Annotated in this window: 23 protein-coding genes; 22 read left to right on the forward strand and 1 reads right to left on the reverse strand. The window is 66.5% G+C overall.

Features of this window, described 5'->3' with window-relative positions; all coding sequences use genetic code 11:
- Window positions 1-303 precede the first annotated feature (303 nt).
- The 4 genes from ACK4R0_RS09250 to ACK4R0_RS09265 all read left to right on the forward strand — a co-directional run bounded on the left by ACK4R0_RS09250 (window position 304) and on the right by ACK4R0_RS09265 (window position 2,402).
- On the forward strand, window positions 304-627 hold the full coding sequence (locus ACK4R0_RS09250; protein ID WP_409673489.1) for a hypothetical protein: 324 nt from the start codon (window positions 304-306) through the stop codon (window positions 625-627).
- 55 nt (window positions 628-682) lie between these two features.
- Complete coding sequence (locus ACK4R0_RS09255) at window positions 683-1,216, forward strand: MmcB family DNA repair protein (protein ID WP_409673492.1); 534 nt, start codon at window positions 683-685, stop codon at window positions 1,214-1,216.
- 104 nt (window positions 1,217-1,320) lie between these two features.
- Entirely contained in the window at window positions 1,321-2,244 is a 924-nt protein-coding gene (locus ACK4R0_RS09260) for an IS1595 family transposase (RefSeq protein WP_409673495.1), read from the forward strand.
- Entirely contained in the window at window positions 2,244-2,402 is a 159-nt protein-coding gene (locus tag ACK4R0_RS09265; protein ID WP_409673498.1) for a hypothetical protein, read from the forward strand. Before ACK4R0_RS09260 ends, ACK4R0_RS09265 begins: the two co-directional genes overlap by 1 nt.
- On the opposite strand, the gene ACK4R0_RS09270 is transcribed toward ACK4R0_RS09265, so the two are convergent.
- Window positions 2,399-3,226 carry a hypothetical protein gene (locus tag ACK4R0_RS09270; RefSeq protein WP_409673502.1) on the reverse strand — a complete coding sequence of 276 codons (828 nt, stop codon included), beginning with the start codon at window positions 3,224-3,226 and terminating at the stop codon, window positions 2,399-2,401. The genes ACK4R0_RS09265 and ACK4R0_RS09270 overlap by 4 nt on opposite strands.
- Window positions 3,227-3,395: 169 nt before the next feature.
- On the opposite strand from ACK4R0_RS09270, the gene ACK4R0_RS09275 reads away from it, so the two are divergent.
- From ACK4R0_RS09275 to ACK4R0_RS09360, 18 genes are all read left to right on the forward strand, one after another.
- Window positions 3,396-3,881 (forward strand): hypothetical protein, encoded by a 486-nt coding sequence (locus tag ACK4R0_RS09275; RefSeq protein ID WP_409673505.1) that lies wholly within the window; start codon window positions 3,396-3,398, stop codon window positions 3,879-3,881.
- Complete coding sequence (locus ACK4R0_RS09280) at window positions 3,878-5,206, forward strand: DNA-packaging protein (RefSeq protein ID WP_409673508.1); 1,329 nt, start codon at window positions 3,878-3,880, stop codon at window positions 5,204-5,206. Before ACK4R0_RS09275 ends, ACK4R0_RS09280 begins: the two co-directional genes overlap by 4 nt.
- Window position 5,207: 1 nt before the next feature.
- Entirely contained in the window at window positions 5,208-6,347 is a 1,140-nt protein-coding gene (locus ACK4R0_RS09285; RefSeq protein WP_409673510.1) for a phage portal protein, read from the forward strand.
- Window positions 6,347-6,655 (forward strand): DUF6127 family protein, encoded by a 309-nt coding sequence (locus ACK4R0_RS09290; RefSeq protein ID WP_409673512.1) that lies wholly within the window; start codon window positions 6,347-6,349, stop codon window positions 6,653-6,655. The genes ACK4R0_RS09285 and ACK4R0_RS09290 overlap by 1 nt, the downstream gene beginning before the upstream one ends.
- Entirely contained in the window at window positions 6,652-7,038 is a 387-nt protein-coding gene (locus ACK4R0_RS09295; protein ID WP_409673514.1) for an HK97 family phage prohead protease, read from the forward strand. Before ACK4R0_RS09290 ends, ACK4R0_RS09295 begins: the two co-directional genes overlap by 4 nt.
- A gap of 105 nt (window positions 7,039-7,143) precedes the next feature.
- A complete protein-coding gene (locus tag ACK4R0_RS09300; RefSeq protein WP_409673516.1) occupies window positions 7,144-8,349 on the forward strand; it encodes a phage major capsid protein in 1,206 nt (401 codons plus the stop codon).
- Between the two features lie 136 nt (window positions 8,350-8,485).
- Window positions 8,486-9,658: a tail fiber domain-containing protein gene (locus tag ACK4R0_RS09305; RefSeq protein ID WP_409673518.1), complete on the forward strand. Its 1,173-nt coding sequence runs from the start codon at window positions 8,486-8,488 to the stop codon at window positions 9,656-9,658.
- 194 nt (window positions 9,659-9,852) lie between these two features.
- Complete coding sequence (locus ACK4R0_RS09310; protein ID WP_409673520.1) at window positions 9,853-10,134, forward strand: hypothetical protein; 282 nt, start codon at window positions 9,853-9,855, stop codon at window positions 10,132-10,134.
- Entirely contained in the window at window positions 10,134-10,676 is a 543-nt protein-coding gene (locus tag ACK4R0_RS09315; RefSeq protein WP_409673522.1) for a phage head-tail connector protein, read from the forward strand. The genes ACK4R0_RS09310 and ACK4R0_RS09315 overlap by 1 nt, the downstream gene beginning before the upstream one ends.
- Entirely contained in the window at window positions 10,673-10,897 is a 225-nt protein-coding gene (locus tag ACK4R0_RS09320) for a hypothetical protein (RefSeq protein WP_409673524.1), read from the forward strand. The genes ACK4R0_RS09315 and ACK4R0_RS09320 overlap by 4 nt, the downstream gene beginning before the upstream one ends.
- Window positions 10,894-11,286: a DUF3168 domain-containing protein gene (locus tag ACK4R0_RS09325; protein WP_409673526.1), complete on the forward strand. Its 393-nt coding sequence runs from the start codon at window positions 10,894-10,896 to the stop codon at window positions 11,284-11,286. The genes ACK4R0_RS09320 and ACK4R0_RS09325 overlap by 4 nt, the downstream gene beginning before the upstream one ends.
- 17 nt (window positions 11,287-11,303) lie before the next feature.
- Window positions 11,304-11,711 (forward strand): phage tail tube protein, encoded by a 408-nt coding sequence (locus ACK4R0_RS09330; protein ID WP_409673528.1) that lies wholly within the window; start codon window positions 11,304-11,306, stop codon window positions 11,709-11,711.
- A complete protein-coding gene (locus tag ACK4R0_RS09335; RefSeq protein WP_409673530.1) occupies window positions 11,708-12,028 on the forward strand; it encodes a gene transfer agent family protein in 321 nt (106 codons plus the stop codon). The genes ACK4R0_RS09330 and ACK4R0_RS09335 overlap by 4 nt, the downstream gene beginning before the upstream one ends.
- Entirely contained in the window at window positions 12,025-12,246 is a 222-nt protein-coding gene (locus tag ACK4R0_RS09340; protein WP_409673532.1) for a phage tail assembly chaperone, read from the forward strand. Before ACK4R0_RS09335 ends, ACK4R0_RS09340 begins: the two co-directional genes overlap by 4 nt.
- Complete coding sequence (locus tag ACK4R0_RS09345; RefSeq protein WP_409673534.1) at window positions 12,236-12,802, forward strand: tail tape measure protein; 567 nt, start codon at window positions 12,236-12,238, stop codon at window positions 12,800-12,802. Before ACK4R0_RS09340 ends, ACK4R0_RS09345 begins: the two co-directional genes overlap by 11 nt.
- A 4-nt stretch (window positions 12,803-12,806) precedes the next feature.
- The gene (locus ACK4R0_RS09350) at window positions 12,807-15,140 is read left to right on the forward strand and encodes a DUF2460 domain-containing protein (protein WP_409673536.1); all 2,334 of its coding nucleotides are present in this window, start codon (window positions 12,807-12,809) and stop codon (window positions 15,138-15,140) included.
- Window positions 15,137-15,958: a DUF2163 domain-containing protein gene (locus tag ACK4R0_RS09355; RefSeq protein ID WP_409673538.1), complete on the forward strand. Its 822-nt coding sequence runs from the start codon at window positions 15,137-15,139 to the stop codon at window positions 15,956-15,958. Before ACK4R0_RS09350 ends, ACK4R0_RS09355 begins: the two co-directional genes overlap by 4 nt.
- Window positions 15,958-16,389, forward strand: coding sequence for a peptidoglycan endopeptidase (locus tag ACK4R0_RS09360; RefSeq protein WP_409673540.1), 432 nt, complete (start codon window positions 15,958-15,960; stop codon window positions 16,387-16,389). The genes ACK4R0_RS09355 and ACK4R0_RS09360 overlap by 1 nt, the downstream gene beginning before the upstream one ends.

Below are 16,389 nucleotides of genomic sequence, written 5' to 3' on the forward strand. Positions count from 1 at the left end.
ATGCGTTTCGTCCCTGCCTGCACTGCAATGGCGACCCTCTGTCGTTGCGGCGTCCCTGTGCGCCATACCGGGGTGCTCATGATCAGCGACAGAAATGCTGCCCTGTCATGCTGCGCTGCACAAGATAAAAATGACAAAATACACAAGGTAAGTGAAAGATTGTGTCTTTCACGCCACGCGTACTTGACCGGATCGGACCTTTAGACCGCTGTTAACCTTGCCGCGCTATCCGATGTTCCGATGTATTCCCCGCTCGCCCCGATTCTGGCCGCCGACTCGCCAAGCCAGGCAGATCTTGCGCAAATGCATGCGCGGATCGAAGGGCTTGCTGTCGTGCTGGCGACCGTGTCGCGGCTGGCAGGCACCGCACAGGGTGCCTTGTTCGACGCATTTGCGAGCAGGGCGCAACTTGCTGCGGCGCTGGCATCGGCGGCTCCAGACAAGGCTGGTCAGGCGGCGCGCGCGCTCGATACCTTGGGGGTCCAGCTTCAGGCTGGCCTGCTTTCGCTCGAAAAGGCCCGCAGGTCCGCAAGGCTCAACCGTGCCGCGGCAGCGATGCTGTACCGCGAATCCTTCGAGAGCCTTGGGTCGATACTGGCCGCTTTGGGGTACCGCACCGCGCAATAAGCGCGAGACGGTCACTTCGCCTTTTATTTGTTCCCGTTTTGTATTAGGGTCGGGCATGGCCAATTTCTCCTCTCATGCCCTGTCCGACGCGATAGCCGATCAAGCTGCCGCAGATGCCGTGACGATCAGCGGCCCGCCGCAAGGTGCGGCGGCGGTCGCGCGCGGCATCGCCCGGCTGTTCCGTCGCAACCAGATTTGGGTCGCCCCCGAAATCGCCCTGCCCAATGGCCGCCGCGCCGATCTGATGGGGCTCGACGCGCGTGGCGGGATCGTGATCGTCGAGATCAAGGTGTCGCGCGCCGATCTGCTGGGCGATACCAAATGGCCCGAATATCTTGACCATTGCGACCGGTTCTATTGGGGGCTGCCGCCCACGCTCAACGCTGCGCTGGTCGAGGCGCCCTCGTTCCTGCCGGAAACCACCGGACTGATCATCGCCGATGCCTATGATGCAGAGATCATCCGTCCCGCCGCGACCCGGCCGCTGGCCGCTGCGCGCCGCAAGAGCGAGACCGCGCGGCTGGCCTGTCTGGCGCTGCGCAGGCTCAACCTGCTGTGCGACCCGGCGCCGCCCGATGAACCATATTGATAACCAGGTAGGTTATTTTCGATTGACATCGTCACGGCGATATTATACTTGACATACCCACGCAAAGCAGGGAAAAGGGACCATCTTAAACGAGGCTCCTAACCATGTCGGCACTTTCAGCACCCCATTTCCACAACGAAGAAGCGGCCTACGCCTATGTGGAAGCGCGCATTTGGCCTGAAGGCCCTGTTTGCCCGCATTGCGGTGGCGTTGACCGCATCGGTAAAATGGGTGGCAAGTCCACCCGCATTGGGGCCTATAAGTGCTACCAGTGCCGCAAGCCGTTCACCGTCAAGATCGGCACCATCTTTGAAGCCTCACACGTGCCTATGAACATCTGGCTCCAGGCGATGTATCTGATCGCTGGCAGCAAGAAGGGCATCAGCAGCAACCAGCTTCACCGCATCCTTGGCGTGACCCTCAAGACCGCTTGGTTCATGTCCCACCGCATCCGCGACGCCATGCGCGACGGTGCACCCGATCTAATGGGCGGTAGCGGTGGCCGGGTCGAAGTTGACGAGACTTTCATCGGCTACAACCCCCGCGTGAAGAAGGCCAAGGGCAAGGGTGGCTCTGCTCACAAGTTGCGCGTGGTGGCCCTTATCGACCGTGACAGCGGCAAGGCGCGCTCCATGCCCGCTAACTCACTGGTCCGCGATGAGGTGGCCCAGATCGTGCGCACCAACGTCGCCAAAGAAGCCCAGCTTACCACCGACGAGAGCCGCCTGTATGCCGCTGTCGGCAAGGAATATGCCTCGCACGAGTTCGTGACCCACGGTCGTCACGAGTATGTGCGCGGTGACGTTTCGACCAACACCGTCGAAGGCTATTTCAGCATCTTCAAGCGCGGAATGCGTGGCATCTATCAGCATTGCCACGAAAACCACCTGCACCGCTATCTGGCTGAATTTGACTTCCGCTACACCAACCGTCAGGCTCTGGGCTGCAATGATGCAGACCGCGCCGATCGCCTGTTGCAAGGCGTGGTCGGCAAGCGGCTCACCTATGAAACGATTGGTGCGCGGTAATGCCCGAAAAGAAGCAGCCAGAAAGCCAGGAGCAGCAAAGCGCGAGGTTTCGCGCCGAAGTCGAGCGCATGATCGCCGATGGCGAACTAAGCCCCACCGAGGCTAGTTCGGCGCTTGATAAGTTCGTTTCCAAATTGATTGCACCGAAAGCACCTTAGGCTTCCGGCTTTCCGTCTTCATCCATACGCTCGGCCAGACGCCGCATAAAGGATTTCACAACATTAAAAACGTTTGAAGCCTGCTCCTCGGTATAAAATTGATCGAGATGCATTGTGGCATTTCGCCAAGGGTTTTGCATTCCTGCTAGCGCGCCGTAAAGCTCGTCAAATTCGCGACCGTCGCCAGCAAGCAAGTCCTTTGCGAGCCACCTCTTTTTTCGCTCCGCATCTATTGAACCAAGTATTTTGCTCCAACTGCGCTCTGCCCCTTTGGTTGGGTCAGGAAGGCAAAGACATCGTGATAGTGCGAGGATTCCAGCTTCCAAGCAGCGCAATGAATGAAAAGCTGATGCGGTATAACGGCCCAAGCCGAGGCATTTGCCCGCTTCGGTTATGTCATCCTGAATGCTTGGGAATCCCTGCGCCACCTTGTCACCCCACAAAGGCGATTTTGGCTCAAATAGTGCCACCTCTGCCTGCGATAGCGTCAGCAAATACGAGCTTTCTATCTCGTCCATGATCCGCCCATGAAGCTCACGCATGATATGGCCGAACCCCTGCGGGGTGATTGCCGGATCGGCGATCTGGGCTTTTGCCCTGCTCAGGGAAATTAGCGCTATTTTGAAATCCAACGACACCAGTTCAGTTCTGAGTTCATCGAGTTGATGCTCGATGTGCCCGACTGTGTCGGGAGCAAACCTTTTGACATGCTGGTCATGCATAGCCAGCATCAGCTGCGTTATTAGATAATGAGCCGACAAAATCGGCTTCCCCTTGATTTCCAGCATTTCCCACAAGCCACAGATTTGATGTTCGCTACGCATCACCTAGCACCCCCTTTCTCGGTTGGGTATGCGAAATATAACAACGCCCATCGTCACGCTGATATGGCACAAATCGTGAACATCGAGATGGAGCGACTCGGGCCGATGGCCTGACGGGACGCCCTTTCGATCTTCCCGTTGCTGGTGCCTTTCGTGCGGAGATCCCCGTTTGTCCGATACCGTGTCGGAGGAATGCCTGCGGGCGTTTCTCGATCATCTGGCCGAAACGTCCAACGTTTCGGTCGCCGCGAAGCGTGCCGGGGTGTCGCGCTCGGCGGTGTACCGGTTGCGCGCGATCAGCCCGGCGTTCAGCAACGGCTGGCAGTCGGCCATCGCCACCGGCTATGACGAGCTCGAATTCAGGATGCTCAAGACCGCGCGCTTCGGCACGCTCAAGCCGGTCAAACGCCCCGACGGCACGATTGGCCGGGCGACCGAGTATGACGACGCGCAGGGCCTCAAGTTGCTGATGGCGTACAAGGCCAGCGTGGAAAAGGGCCGCACTGACGCCACGCCCGACCCGCTGGCGGCCAAAGGTGCGCGCGACCAGCTTGCAGCGACGCTCGAGCAGATTCGTCAGCGGCTCGATACTGCCATCGGAACCGACAAAGCCGATGGTTCTCCCGATGACCAGAGCGCGGCGGCGCCGACATGAACGGACGCTCGCTCGCCGAACGGCTGGCGGCGATGCCGGCTGCTGCGGCGCGGCGCTATATCGACGCGATGAGCGACACCGAAGCGGCGGGTCTGGCGCATCACTGGGAGTTCTGGGCACGGCCCGCACAGATAGCACCTCCGGGCGCCTGGCGAATCTGGCTGATCATGGCCGGGCGCGGCTTTGGCAAGACCCGCGCCGGCGCCGAGTGGGTCCGCGCGATCGGCGAGGCGCAGCCCGAGGCAAGGATCGCGCTGGTGGCGGCCAACCTCGCCGAGGCGCGCAGCGTGATGGTGGAGGGGCAAAGCGGTTTGCTGCAGATCGCACCCGATGCCACGCGGCCACACTGGGAGCCCTCGCTGCGCCGCTTGCGCTGGCCCGGCGGGGCGCAGGCGATGCTGTTTTCGGCCGCAGAGCCCGAGAGCCTGCGCGGGCCCGAGCACAGCCATGCATGGTGCGACGAGATTGCCAAATGGGACAATGCCTCGGGCCGTGCGATGGCCGCGTGGGACAATCTGCAGCTGGGCCTGCGCGTCGGTGCGCTGCCGCAGATCGCCGCGACGACCACGCCGCGTGCGGTGCCCTTGGTGCGGCATCTGCTCGGCGATCCTTCGGTGGTGGTCAGCCGGGGCAGCAGCCACGCCAACCGGGCGAACCTGCCGCCTGCGTTCCTGGACGCGGTGCAGCGGCATTACGGCGGCACAGCGCTGGGGCGGCAGGAGCTCGATGGCGAACTGCTCGACGATATCGAAGGCGCCTTGTGGAGCCGCAGCCTGATCGAGGCGTGCCGGGTCCGCTGGAGCGCGCAAGCATTGGTGCGGGTGGTGATCGGGGTCGATCCACCGGCGGGGTCGGCGGGCGATGCCTGCGGCATCATCGTGTGCGCGCTGCTCGAGGACGGGCGTGCCGCCGTGCTCGCGGATGGCTCGGTCGAACGCGCCTCGCCAGAGGGCTGGGCCCGCGCCGTCGCGAACGCTGCCGAGCAATGGAACGCCGACCGGATCATCGCTGAGGCCAACCAGGGCGGCGAGATGGTGGGTGCGGTGCTGCGCGCATCGAACATCGCGCTGCCGGTGCGGCTGGTGCATGCGAGCCGCGGCAAGGTCGCGCGGGCCGAGCCGGTCGCCGCGCTCTACGAGGCGGGCCGGGTGATCCACTGCGGCACCTTTGCGCGGCTCGAAGACGAGATGTGCGGGCTGATGACTGGCGGCGATTATCAGGGCCCGGGCCGCTCGCCCGACCGCGCCGATGCGCTGGTCTGGGCACTGACCGAATTGATGCTGGGACGGCGCGGAACCCCGCGCATCCGCTCGTTGGAGGATTGAGATGGGATATTGGAAGGAGCTTGCCCTTGCGCTCAAGGGCGGCAGAGCGACCGAGCGGCCTCCACTGGCGCGCGCGTTCACCAGCCCGTGGAGCCTGGCGCTCGCCGATCCGCCCGCATCGTATTCCGAGCAGGTGCGCAGCGCCTATTGCGACAACCCGATCGCCCAGCGCGCGGTGCGGCTGGTGGCAGAAGGGGTGGGCGGTGCGCCGATGACGGCATCCGATCCTGCCCTTGCCGCCCTCGTCGCTACCACCAGCGCGGGCCAGGGATTGCTCGAGACGCTGGCGGCGCATCTGCTGCTCCACGGCAACGGCTATGTGCAGATATTGCGCGATGCCGATGGCAGGCCGGCGGAGCTGTTCGCGTTGCGCCCCGACCGGGTGACGATCGAGCCCGATGCGCGCGGCTGGCCAGCCGCCTATGTCTACCGCGTCGGCGACACCGCGACGCGGTTGGCGGCGCAGGAGGGCGATGGCGCGCCGGTGATCGTCCACATCAAGGGCTTTCACCCCACCGACGACCATTATGGCTTGGGCTGTTTGGGCGCGGCGGCGCGCGCGGTGGCGGTGCACAGTGCCGCCAGCCGCTGGAACCAGGCGCTGCTCGATAACGCCGCGCGGCCCTCGGGCGCATTGGTCTATCGTCCCGACGAGCCCGGCGGGGTGCTTTCGCCCGATCAGTTCGCGCGGTTGAAGGCAGAGCTCGAGGCGAGCTTTGCCGGAAGCGCCAATGCCGGGCGGCCGATGCTGCTCGAAGGCGGCCTGAGCTGGCAGAGCATGGCCCTGTCGCCCGCCGACATGGATTTCGTCGCGCTCAAATCGAACGCTGCGCGCGAGATCGCGCTGGCGTTCGGGGTGCCGCCGATGCTGCTCGGCCTGCCGGGCGACAACACCTATGCCAATTATCGCGAGGCCAACCGCGCCCTGTGGCGGCTGACATTGCTGCCGCTCGCGGACAAGATCACCGCAGCGTTGCGCCAAGGCCTCGGTCATTGGTGGCCCGATGCCGTGCTGACGATCGACCAGGACAGGGTGCCGGCGCTGTCCGAGGACCGCGAGCGGCTGTGGGCGCAGGTCGGTGCGGCGGACTTTCTGTCGCCTGAGGAGAAGCGCGCGATGTTGGGGATTGGAAACACGTGATGGACAATGAGGATATGCTCGCCAGCCTGATCGCGCAGGCGGCGGAAGAAGGCGCGGACCTAGGTTCGCTGCGCGCGATCGTCGAGGAATCGGGCGATCTTGGCGCGGCGCGCGCGCTGGCGCGGATCGGTCTCGACGATGCCCGCGCCGGGCAGGACATGCGCGAGCTGCGCGAACTGCTGCAGGCCTGGCGCGATGCACGCTCCGGGCTCTGGGGTGCAACGTTCGACAAGTTCGTCCGCGCGGTGATGGCGATTTTGCTTGCTGCACTCGCGGTGAAGCTCGGCGTCGGCGACCTGGTCCAGTGACGGTGCGCTTCGCTGGCTATGCCGCGCTGTTCGACCGGGTCGACCGCGGCGGGGACATCGTGCGGCGCGGTGCATTCGCCGGGTCGCTGGGGAATAGTAACCTGCCATTGCTGTGGCAGCACCGGCCCGATGTCCGGATCGGCACTATCGAACACGCAAGCGAGGATCGGCGCGGCCTGAGGGTGATCGCCGAGCTCGACCGGCAAGCGGATCATGCGCTGGATGCGCTGCGCAGCGGCCATGTCACCGGCCTCAGCTTCGGCTACCGCGTCCGTAAGGCGCGGGGCACGTCCCCGCGCGAATTGCTCGCGCTCGATCTGGTCGAGGTGAGCCTGGTCACGCTGCCGATGATGCCGGGCGCAAAGGTGCACATGCTGCGCTGAATGCCCGACTGAACTGGACCATCATTCTCCCCGCTCTGGCGGGGTTTTTTGTGCCTGAATTCCGGGGACGGTCCCCGTGAGATGTAGCAACCGAAGGAACAGCATATGGAAATGCCCCCCAATCCGATCGAAATGAAGGCCGACGCCGATCCGCTCGAGGCGTCGTTCGATGCGATCCTGCAATCCGAAGACCACGAAGAGCGCATTGGAGCACTCGAAACCGGGCTCGACGGCGTGAAAGGCGAGGTCGATGGACTCAAGGCCGAAGGCGCGACGATGCGCGAGCGGATCGAGCGGCTGGCGCGCGCATCCGGACGCCCATCGCTCGGCGGTGGTGATGCCATGGCGCCCGAGACCAAGAGCTTCGTCGACCAGTATCTGCGCCGCGGGCTCGAGACCGGGGTCAAGAGCTTTGCCGCCACCACCGGCCCCGATGGCGGCTATGCGGTTCCGCGCGAGATCGACGCGCTGATCGCGCGCACGCTTGCCGACATCTCGCCGATCCGCGCCATCGCCTCCGTCGTACAGACCGGCACCGCGGGCTATCGCAAGCTGGTGACCACCGGCGGCACGCCCTCGGGCTGGGTCAGCGAGGTTGCGGCGCGGCCCGAGACCGACACGCCCGCCTTCGCCGAGATCGCGCCGCCCACCGGCGAGCTCTATGCCAACCCGGCGGCCAGCCAGGCGATGCTCGACGATGCCGCTTTCGATGTCGAAAGCTGGCTGGCGGGCGAGATCGCCGAGGAGTTCGCGCGGGCCGAAGGCGCGGCGTTCGTGAACGGCACCGGCACCAACCAGCCGCGCGGGTTCCTGAACGGCACGCCGACGACGCAGGACGATGCCGCGCGCGCCTTTGGCGTGCTGCAATATGTCGCCGCCGGAGCGGACGGGGGTTTTGCCAGCACCAATCCGCAGGACCGGCTGGTCGATCTGGTTCATGCGCTGCGCCCCGCCTATCGCCAGGGGGCGAGCTTCGTGATGAACTCGTCGACGCTGGCGCGGATTCGCAAGATGAAGAGCGACGATGGCGCGTTCCTTTGGCAGCCCTCGCTGGCGGCGGGGCAGCCGGCGACTTTGCTCGGCTATCCGGTGGTCGAGGCCGAGGACATGCCCGACATCGCATCGAACAGCCTGTCGATCGCGTTCGGCAACTTCCGCGCCGGCTATCTGATCGCCGAGCGCAGCGCGACGACGATTTTGCGCGATCCGTTCACCAACAAGCCGTTCGTGCATTTCTATGCGACCAAGCGGATCGGCGGCCAGGTGATGAACGCGCAGGCAATCAAGCTGATGAAGTTCGCCGCCAGCTGACCAGCTGCGGTGGTTTTCCCAAACCTCACCCGATTGCCGGTGCCCCGCACGGGCAATCGGCAGGATGCCCGCGCGGGTCCTCCCCGCCCGCGCGGGCATTTCGCGCTCAACGCGATCCATCAAGGACAGCTCTGTCATGCCCGATCTCTTCTTCGCCGATCTGGTACGCGAAACCAGCACCAGCACCGGTATCGGCCCGGTCGCGCTCGATGGCGCAACCCCTGGCCACCGGCGCTTTGCCGATGCCGTCCCGACGGGCCAGCGGTTCCATTATGCGATCGCAGGCGTCACCCATGAACAGCAATGGGAAGTTGGCGAGGGCGAGATCGCCGACGGCGCACTGCTGCGGCACATCGTGCTTGCCTCGTCCGCGGGGGGCGACCTGGTGGATTTGCTTGCGGGACTCAAGATCGTATCGCTGACGGTGGCGTCGGCGTGGTTCGCCGCGCGCGATGAACCCGGCGCGCACAACCACGACACGCTTGCCTTCGCCGATGGTAGCGCGGCGGCGCCGACGATCGGCTTTGCTGGCGACAGCGACACCGGGCTGTTCCGTCCGGCGGCCAACACCCTTGGCATAGCCATAGGCGGCGCAGAGGCCGCCCGCTTTGCCGCCTCGGGCGGGCTGGGTATCGGGACCGAAACCCCGGCAGGCGCCGTGCATGTCCGCTGGAACGGCTATGACCCGTTCGGCAACACGACACCGGCGATGACCCTGGACGGGGCCTATGGCGGCGGCCTGATCTTCAGGGATGGTGCCGGCTATGTCGGGCTGTGGGCGACCGAAAGCGGCGACGCGCTCAATGTCAGCCTGGGCGGCATCAGCCACATGCATGCGCTGCAGATCACGCCGAGCTTTGTCCGTCCGGCATTCGATGCTGCGCTGGCGCTGGGGCAGGCATCGACCAGATTTTCGCAGCTCTACGCCATGACCGGCACGATCAACACCTCGGACGCGACCGCCAAGCTCTGGCGGGGCGGGCCGGACGCGCAGGAACTGGCTGCCGGGCGCGCGCTAATGGCAGAGCTGGGTTTCTTCCAGTGGCTCGATGCGATCGAGGCCAAGGGGGCCGAACACGCGCGCCGGCATTACGGGCTGCGCGCGCAGAACGCCTTTGCCATCCTGTCCGCGCATGGCCTCGACTGGCGGCGCTATGGCTGGTGCTGCCATGACCGCTGGACCGACGAGGATGGCGAGCATGAGCGCTTCGGCATCCGGCCCGATCAGTTGGCACTGTTCCTGGTCACGGTGCTGGCACGCCAGATCGGGCTTCTGGGTGATCAGGGCTCCGGCGATGCTGCAGGGTAGACCCGTGGCGGCCCAGCCGATCGCCAGCGGTGGCGCGCGCCGGGGGGCCGCCGACGCGCTGGGACCGCTCCGCGCCAATGTCCGCCCGGCCAATCGCGGCGGGGCAGCAGGGCGTGTCCCCGCCATGACACCGCGCCGCCCATGATTCCCCGAACCTTCGTGCTGCCCCGCCATCTGTTGCAAAGGAAAAAGCCATGAGCCTGTTCGTCAAGGATCCGGACAGCCGGATCGATTATCGCGTGGATTGGGGCGCGGCCTATCTGGGCGATGCCATGATTACCGCCAGCACTTGGTCGGTATCGCCTGAGCAGGCGGGCGGGCTGGCCGTGGCGGCGACATCGCACGACGGGCGCAGCGCCAGCGCGACGCTGACCGGCGGCGTCGCCGGGGCAACGTACGCGCTGGTCAACCGGGTCACCCTGTCCAATGGCGAGATCGACGAGCGCTCGGTCGCCGTCCGGGTCGAGCAACGCTGATGGCGATGGTCACCAGCGAGCCCCCCGTGCTGGCGCCGCTCGCGCTCGCCGAGGTCAAGGCGCACCTGCATATCACCCGCGATGCCGATGATGCGCTGCTGACCGGGCATCTGCGCAGTGCCGCTGCCCTGTGCGAGAAGTTCATCGGCCAGTCGCTGCTGGTCCGGTCACACCGCGAGACGCTGGATATCGCGCGCGACTGGCAGCGCCTGGGCGCGGTGCCGGTGGTTGCGATCACCGGCGTTTCAGGGATCACCGCAGACAATGGCCGGGTCGCAATGGCGAGCGATGCCTATGCACTCGCCATCGATGCCGGCGGAGCGGGCCGGGTGCGGGTGCTGCGACCGGGGTCCGCGAGCCGGATCGAGGTGACATACGCTGCAGGATTGGCGCAGCACTGGGGCGAACTTCCCGAACCGCTCAGGCAGGGCATCGTCCGGCTGGCGGCCTATGTCCATCTGGCGCGCGATGGTGACGGCGATGCAGGTCCGCCCGCCTCGGTCAGTGCGCTGTGGCGGCCCTGGCGGGTGGTGCGACTGTGAGCGTGCACCCTTTCGGCCGCGTGCTGCTGCGCCGTGCCGAGCGGATCGGCGAACGGCGCGCTGAGACGATAGCACAGCGGCTGTGTGACGAGATCGGCGTGATCCTGCCCGACATCAAGATTCTGCGCGAACGGGGCCGGGTCCGGCTGACCGGGCGCGCTCTTCGCCGCCGCTGGATCACCGACGCCGCCCTGCGCTGGCTGGGGAGGTTGCTGCGATGAGCCTGGAACAGGATTTTGCCCGCGCCGCGATCGACTGGCTGGCGGGCGATGCCGCGCTGATGTCGCGGGTCAACGGCGTGTTCCACCGGAGCCCCGTGCGGATCGCAGCGCCCTATGTGGTGCTCGACGACGTGCTGGCGACCGATTGGAGCACCAAGGACCGGCCCGGACGCGAGGCGCGGCTGGCGTTCACCATCCGCGATGGCTCGGACGACGCCGCGCCCGTCGCCGCGATCACCGCCGCGCTTGAGACCCGGCTCGCCGCAATGCCACGCACCGGTGAAAGCTACCGGCTGGTCAACCTCACCCCGTTGCGCAGCCGGACGCTGCGGATCGATGCCCTGTGGCTCGTCACGCTCGATTACCGCGCGCGGCTCCTGCAATTCTGATGAAAGGATAACGTCTCATGACAGCGGAAAAAGGCAGCGCGTTCCTGCTCAAGATCGGCGATGGCGCCAGCCCTGTGGCCTATCGCACCGTCGCCGGCCTGCGCACCACGCAGATGGCGATCAACGGCGAGCAGGTGGTGATCACGCACAAGGGCAGCGGCGGCTGGCGCGAACTGCTTTCGGGCGCAGGCGTGCGCTCGGTCTCGGTCTCGGCTGCCGGGCTGTTCCTGGGGTCCGATGCGGAAGACGCGATCCGCGGTCATGCGCTCGCCGGGACACTCGACGATTACGAGCTGAGCTTCGAAAGCGGTGCGCGGATGCGCGGGCGGTTTCTGGTCGCGCGGCTCGAATATGCCGGCGATTTCAACGGCGAGCGCAACTACACGCTGGCGCTGGAAAGCTCCGGCGCGGTGACCAGCCTGTGAGCGCAGAACACACCGCAAACCCGGTGCGCGGCGAGGCGCTGCTGCAGCTTGGCGGGGCAGAGGTCGTGTTGCGCCCGAGCTTTGCCGCATTGGTCGCCGCCGAGCAGGAGACAGGACCGCTGTTCGATCTGGTCGAGCGCGCGGCAAGCGGCAAGCTGGGGCTGGCCGAGATCGCCGCTTTGTTCTGGCACTGCCGGGTCGAGGCCAGCTGCCCGTTGTCCCGCGAGGCGTTTGGAGAGGCGCTGGCACAGGCCGGGCTGGTCGCGCTGACACCGGTGCTGCGCGTTCTGCTGCGGCAGATATTGCAGGGCCGGTGAGCACCGCGAGCTTTGCCGAGGCGGCGCGTGCGCTCTCGGGGCTTGCCGCCTGGACGCTGGGTTGGCGGCCGCACGAGTTCTGGCGCGCGACGCCCGACGAGCTGGCGGCATCGCTGAATGGCCCGGCCCCCGCCGCGTCCGCACCCCCCGACACCCAGGCGATCGCGACGCTGCGCGCGATGTTCCCCGATGCTGTGGAGACACCTGATGGACGATGAGATCGAACAGCTGATGGTGAGCGTGCGCGCCGATACGCAAGCCTTCGCGCGCGATGTCGCGGTGATGCGCAGCCAGATCGACGGACCGCTGGCCGAAGGCTTGGGCCGCGCTGGCCAGGTGCTGGAACGCGGTCTGCTCACCGCGTTGCGTCGCGGCTCGCTGGGGTTCGAGGACCTCAAGCGCATCGCGCTGGCGGTGATGGAGGAGATCGCGGCAGCGGCAATTTCGCGCGGGCTGTCGGCGATCGGTCTGGGGGGTGCCGATGGCGCGTCGTCGCTCGGCGCGGGGCTGCTCACCAGCCTGCTGGGATTGCCGGGGCGCGCGACCGGAGGGCCGGTGACTGCGGGCCGCCCCTATCTGGTGGGCGAGCGCGGGCCCGAACTGTTCGTCCCTTCGGGCTATGGCCGGGTGGAGCCGCGCGGGGCGGGGCCAAGTGCGCGCGACGTGCGGGTGTCGATCAGCATCAACGCCGCGGGCCAGTCTGCGCCCGCCGCATTGCAGGCCTCCAGCCGCCAGGTGGCGCGTGCGGTGCGCCGTGCGTTGAGCGAGGAGTAACGCGATGGCCTATTGGCTGTGCGATGCGCGCGGCGACCAGACCGCAAGCCACATCAAGCGCTTCGATCCGCGCTTCTGGACGGTCAATTTTCCGCGTCCGATGATGGCATCGGTGGTCACCACCGCGCCCGATGCGCTGCGGGTCGACGCGCTGTTCTACGATCGCGAGGCGCTGGCCGGGCTGATCTGGGAGAGTGCGGACCGATTCGATCACCCGCTGCTGGCCTATGCCACCGACTGCGATTATGCGCGGACGACGCTCAAGTTCCGCTGGCGCTCGTCGGGGGTCAAGCCGCTCGATGCGGTGCACGGGCCGACGCTGACCATCGACGGGCGCGATGCCGCAGGCGCGCCGCGCAGCTGGTATGTGCGGCTGTGGAACTATGCCGTCGGCATGCCCGAGGATGCGGTGATCAGCCTGCCGTTCTCGGCGCTGTCGGGTGGCTTTGTGCTGCCGGGCGAAGCAGACCCGGTGCATCCTTCGGGCATCGACCGGATGTTCATCTCGCTGGTCCCGCCGGATTATGACGGCACCAGCGGAGCGCTGGCCGCGCCTGCATCCGGCTGGGTCGAGATGACCGATATCACCTGCGATGGCGCACGGTCGATGCTCGAGATCGGCGATGTGCTGGTGCCGCCGCACGGCCTTGCGATGGCGACCGCGTATGACGACAGCTTCAACCTGACGCCCGCTCGGCTGGTACGCAACGTCATCGGCCTGGGATATCGCGGATCGCTCAACCATTATGTCGGGATGAGCCATTATTTCGGGCTCGAGCGTGCCGGTGCAGCATTGCTGGTGACGACCGAGGGCGGCGCGATCAACACGCCGTGCGCGGCCTGGCACCGGAGCCTCGCGCAACAGGCCAGGCTATGGGGGCTGAGCCCGATCGTTTCGCTGTCGTACGAACTTTTCGATGCGCATTGCCCCGAGCCGTGGAAGCAGCGCGCCGAGAATGGCGACCCTGCGCTGACCGGATGGGTGCCGCCCTCGACCCTGCTCAGCCCCGCCAATCCGCACGCGATGGCCTATCTGCAAGCGGTCGGCATCGCGTTTGCGCGGATCATGGCAGACGAAAGCCTGCCGGTGCGCTTCCAGGTCGGCGAACCGTGGTGGTGGATCATGCACGATGGCCGCATCTGCCTTTACGATGCCGCGGCGATTGCCGCATTCGGCGAGGCGGGCGTATCGATCCCCGATATCCGGGCGTCGATGTCTTCAGCGCAGACGGCGATGCTGGATCAGGCGGGCGCGATGCTCGCCGCATCGACGGCGGCGCTGGTCGAGGCGGTACGCGAGGCGCTGGCGCCGCTGCCGGTGGAATCGCTGGTGCTGGTGTATCTGCCGACCGTGCTCGATACCGCCGCGCCCGATGCGCGGCGCGCCAACGTTCCTGTTGGCTGGGCCTGGCCCGCGTTCGATGTCCTCCAGCTCGAGGATTACGACTGGGTGATCGAAAGGCGTTTTGCCGCGCAACGGGCCGGGCTTGATCTGATGCAGCAGCGGCTGGGCTATCCGCTGGCGCAGCAGCATTACATAAGCGGCTTCGTGCTGCTCCCCGAGCAGGCAGAGGTCTGGGAGAGCATCGCGCGCGCAGCGGACACAAACAAGGCGCGTGGGGTCGCAGAAACCCTCATCTGGGCACTGCCGCAGGTGACGCGCGACGGCTTCACCTATTTCGATCTGGCAGCAGAAGGAGACGGCGCGATGCAGGCGTTTGACGATGTGAGCTTTCCGCTGGCGCTGGGGCGCGAGGCACAGAGCACCAGCCGTTTTTCCACCCAGATCTTCCGGTCGGTGACGGGGCACGAAACGCGCAACAGCCTGTGGGCGGATGCGAGCCTCAGCTTCGATGTCGGTCCGGGCATCCGGTCCGAAGCCGATTGTGCCGAGCTGGTCGGCTTTTTCCGCGCGCGGCGCGGCCCTGCGCGGGGGTTTCGCCTGCGCGATCCGCTCGACCACAGCTCTGCCGAGGAGTGCGGCGTGCCGCATCACGGTGACCAATTGCTGGGCGAGGGCGACGGCGTGCGGTCCGAATTTGCGCTGATCAAGCATTATGGCGACCCGCCGGATTCGCAGCAGCGGCGAATCACCCGGCCTGTTGCCGGCAGCGTCTCCGTCTCGATCGGCAGCGCGCCGGTCACGGGCTGGACGCTGCACCCCGGTGGCATCATCCGCTTTTCCGATCCGCCCGCTGCCGGGATGAAGGTGCGCGCCGGTTTCCTGTTCGACGTTCCGGTCCGCTTTGCCGAAGACGCGCTGACGGTCAGCGCCGCGACCTTTAGGGCAGGTGAGGCGGTGTCGGTGACGCTGGTCGAAATCCGCGAGGCGACATGAGGACGCGCTGGTTCGACCGCCCGCTGGAGACGATCGCGATGCTCTGGCGGGTCGAGCGCCACGATGGGATCGTTCTGGGCTTTGCCGCGCACGACCGGGACTTGGTCGTCGATCATGTCCGCTATCATGCCGCGCCGGGGATGCTGCCATCGGCGATCGAGATGGATGACGGGCTCGACCCGCTCGACATGGATATCGCAGGCGCGCTCAGCCACGATCTGATCCGAAGCGACGATCTGGCTGCCGGGCGATGGGATCATGCCGCGGTGCGCATCGGCCTGATCGACTGGCAGGTACCGGGCGAGGGGGCAGGGTGGTTCTGGCACGGGCATCTGGGGGCGGTGTCGATCGAGGGCCATCGCTTTTCCGCCGAACTGCGCGGGCTGAAGGCGCAGCTCGACCAGCCCTTCGTGCCCGTTGCCTCGCCTTCTTGCCGCGCCGAATTCTGCGGCGTGGGCTGCGGGCTCAGCCGGAGTGCGTTCGAGCATATCGCGACGGTCGATGCCGTCAGCGCCGAAGGTTTGGCGTTCACCGGCATGGACGAAGCGCCCGCGTCCGGCTTCGTCCACGGCAGCATGCGATGGATCGATGGAGGCAACGCAGGGCTGCATGCCGACATCGTCGGTTCGACCGACGCCGGGCTGCAGATCGATGGGCCGCTGCTGCGTGCACCCGCACCAGGCGACCGCGCGCTGCTGCTCCAGGGCTGCGACAGGTCGCTTGCCACCTGCGCGGGACGGTTCGGCAACGCGCTCAATTTTCGCGCTGAGCCGCATCTGCCGGGCAATGACCTGCTGACCCGGTTCGCTGTGTTGTGATGGCCAATACCGATGGCGAAAGGCCGGGTGAACGCCTCAGCGCAGCGGCGCTTGCGCTGGTGGGCGTACCCTTCCGCATGCACGGCCGCGATCCTGCGACCGGCCTGGACTGCGTCGGCGTCGTGGTGGCGGCGCTGGCGCGGATCGGGCGGTCTGTGACCCCGCCTGCCGATTACCCGATGCGCGGAGGTTCGCTGCACCGCTTCGACCGCTGGGCGGCAGGATGCGGGTTCGCGCCTGTCCCTTCGCAGGCGGTCCCGGCCTCAGGGGATGTGCTGCTGTGCGCCCCGGCCAGGCAGCACTTTCATGTGATGATCGCGTGCGGGGGCGCGCTGGTCCACGCCCATATCGGGCTGCGACAGGTGGTCGCGGTCCCGCCGCCGGTCACCTGGCCGGTGCTCCGCCGCTGGCGGCTGCAAGCAAAGGGTTGA

The organism is Blastomonas sp., from assembly GCF_046294995.1.
Classification (GTDB): domain Bacteria; phylum Pseudomonadota; class Alphaproteobacteria; order Sphingomonadales; family Sphingomonadaceae; genus Blastomonas.

What these genes read in the sequence shown, in the direction of transcription:
- ACK4R0_RS09325 (WP_409673526.1), top strand. Translation starts at nt 10,894, where the DNA reads ATGAGCCTGGAACAGGATTTTGCCCGCGCCGCGATCGACTGGCTGGCG.
- ACK4R0_RS09280 (WP_409673508.1), top strand. Translation starts at nt 3,878, where the DNA reads ATGAACGGACGCTCGCTCGCCGAACGGCTGGCGGCGATGCCGGCTGCT.
- ACK4R0_RS09285 (WP_409673510.1), top strand. Translation starts at nt 5,208, where the DNA reads ATGGGATATTGGAAGGAGCTTGCCCTTGCGCTCAAGGGCGGCAGAGCG.
- ACK4R0_RS09310 (WP_409673520.1), top strand. Translation starts at nt 9,853, where the DNA reads ATGAGCCTGTTCGTCAAGGATCCGGACAGCCGGATCGATTATCGCGTG.
- ACK4R0_RS09290 (WP_409673512.1), top strand. Translation starts at nt 6,347, where the DNA reads ATGGACAATGAGGATATGCTCGCCAGCCTGATCGCGCAGGCGGCGGAA.
- ACK4R0_RS09350 (WP_409673536.1), top strand. Translation starts at nt 12,807, where the DNA reads ATGGCCTATTGGCTGTGCGATGCGCGCGGCGACCAGACCGCAAGCCAC.
- ACK4R0_RS09250 (WP_409673489.1), top strand. Translation starts at nt 304, where the DNA reads ATGCATGCGCGGATCGAAGGGCTTGCTGTCGTGCTGGCGACCGTGTCG.
- ACK4R0_RS09345 (WP_409673534.1), top strand. Translation starts at nt 12,236, where the DNA reads ATGGACGATGAGATCGAACAGCTGATGGTGAGCGTGCGCGCCGATACG.
- ACK4R0_RS09255 (WP_409673492.1), top strand. Translation starts at nt 683, where the DNA reads ATGGCCAATTTCTCCTCTCATGCCCTGTCCGACGCGATAGCCGATCAA.
- ACK4R0_RS09270 (WP_409673502.1), bottom strand. Translation starts at nt 3,226, where the DNA reads ATGCGTAGCGAACATCAAATCTGTGGCTTGTGGGAAATGCTGGAAATC.
- ACK4R0_RS09315 (WP_409673522.1), top strand. Translation starts at nt 10,134, where the DNA reads ATGGCGATGGTCACCAGCGAGCCCCCCGTGCTGGCGCCGCTCGCGCTC.
- ACK4R0_RS09300 (WP_409673516.1), top strand. Translation starts at nt 7,144, where the DNA reads ATGGAAATGCCCCCCAATCCGATCGAAATGAAGGCCGACGCCGATCCG.
- ACK4R0_RS09355 (WP_409673538.1), top strand. Translation starts at nt 15,137, where the DNA reads ATGAGGACGCGCTGGTTCGACCGCCCGCTGGAGACGATCGCGATGCTC.
- ACK4R0_RS09330 (WP_409673528.1), top strand. Translation starts at nt 11,304, where the DNA reads ATGACAGCGGAAAAAGGCAGCGCGTTCCTGCTCAAGATCGGCGATGGC.
- ACK4R0_RS09305 (WP_409673518.1), top strand. Translation starts at nt 8,486, where the DNA reads ATGCCCGATCTCTTCTTCGCCGATCTGGTACGCGAAACCAGCACCAGC.
- ACK4R0_RS09360 (WP_409673540.1), top strand. Translation starts at nt 15,958, where the DNA reads ATGGCCAATACCGATGGCGAAAGGCCGGGTGAACGCCTCAGCGCAGCG.
- ACK4R0_RS09260 (WP_409673495.1), top strand. Translation starts at nt 1,321, where the DNA reads ATGTCGGCACTTTCAGCACCCCATTTCCACAACGAAGAAGCGGCCTAC.
- ACK4R0_RS09265 (WP_409673498.1), top strand. Translation starts at nt 2,244, where the DNA reads ATGCCCGAAAAGAAGCAGCCAGAAAGCCAGGAGCAGCAAAGCGCGAGG.